1 protein-coding gene is annotated in these 1,350 nt (G+C 74.5%); it reads left to right on the forward strand.

What is annotated here, in order from left to right; genetic code table 11:
- A partial coding sequence (locus tag ACZ60X_RS43890; RefSeq protein WP_469611453.1) for a polyketide synthase dehydratase domain-containing protein occupies positions 1-1,350 on the forward strand: 1,350 nt, incomplete at both ends.

The following is a 1,350-nucleotide window of genomic DNA, read 5'->3' on the forward strand; positions in this document are numbered from 1 at the left end:
GCTGTTCGTGCGCGGTGCCGGGGTGGACTGGGCGGCGGTGCTTCCCGAGGGTGCCACCGAGGCCCATGTGGATCTGCCGACGTATGCCTTCGACCGCCGGCACTACTGGCTGCGGATGCCAGAGTCCGTGATCGACGCGGCGGCCCTCGGGCTGGCCGGAGCCGGGCATCCGCTGTTGGGTGCGGTGGTTCCGCTGCCGCAGTCGGACGGCCTGGTCCTGACCTCGCGGCTGTCGCTGCGTACGCACCCCTGGCTGGCCGACCACGCCGTCGGGGGAGTGGTCGTCGTACCCGGAGCCGGGCTGGTCGAGATGGCCGTACGAGCCGGCGACGAAGTCGGCTGCGGGGTGCTGGACGAACTCGTCGTCGAGGCCCCGTTGGTCGTCCCCGAGCAGGGGGGCGTACGCCTGCAGATCACCGTCGGCGGACCGGACGAGACCGGTGCCCGCGGGGTGGAGGTCTACGCGGCCCCCGGCGACACGACCATGACGGGCGAGCCGGTCACCTGGACCCGGTACGCCACCGGAATCCTCGCGCCTGCCGCCGGTCCGGCCGAGACGGGCACCTTCGACTTCACCGCGTGGCCGCCGCCCGGCGCACGCCGGGCCGAGACGGACGACCTCTACGCCGAACTGATCGCCCACGGACACGCCTACGGTCCGCTCTTCCAGGGCCTGCGCGGACTGTGGCGGCGCGGGGACGAGCTGTTCGCCGAGGCCGCGCTGGCGGAGGAGGACCAGGCCGAGGCCGACCGGTACGGAGTGCACCCGGCGCTCCTGGACGCGGTTCTGCACCCGGCAGTCCGGGAGGCCGTCGTCGGCGACGACGCCCAGGCGTGGCAGCCGCTGGAGTGGAACAAGGTCGTCCTGCACGCCACCGGCGCCACGGTGCTGCGTGCCCGGCTCGTACGGTCCACCGCCGGCGTCCTGTCGGTCGAGGCCGCCGACGAGACCGGTGGCCCGGTCCTGACCGCGGACGCCGTGGCCCTACGGCCGGTGTCCGTGGACCGTCTGGCGACGGCGGACTCCGCTGCCATCGCGGACGACGCTCTGTTCCGGGTGGAGTGGACCGAGTTGCCCGCGCCGCGGCCGACCGGGCCGCCGGCCGAGTCGAGCACGCTGTCCGACCCGAGCGACGTGGCGGCACTCGCGGACGGCGCCGAGCTGCCGGCCCTCGCCGTGCTCGACTGCGTCGCGGACGGCGAGGACGCGGAGGACGTCGGGGACGACAGCGTGGCGCTCACGCTCACCAGCAGGGTGCTGGCTGTTGTCCAGGCGTGGCTGGCCGAGCCCCGGCTGGAAGCCGCATGCCTGGTGGTGGTCACGCGGGGTGCGGTGCCTGCGGGGGGTGA

The organism is Streptomyces sp. NPDC104106 (genome assembly GCF_055584345.1).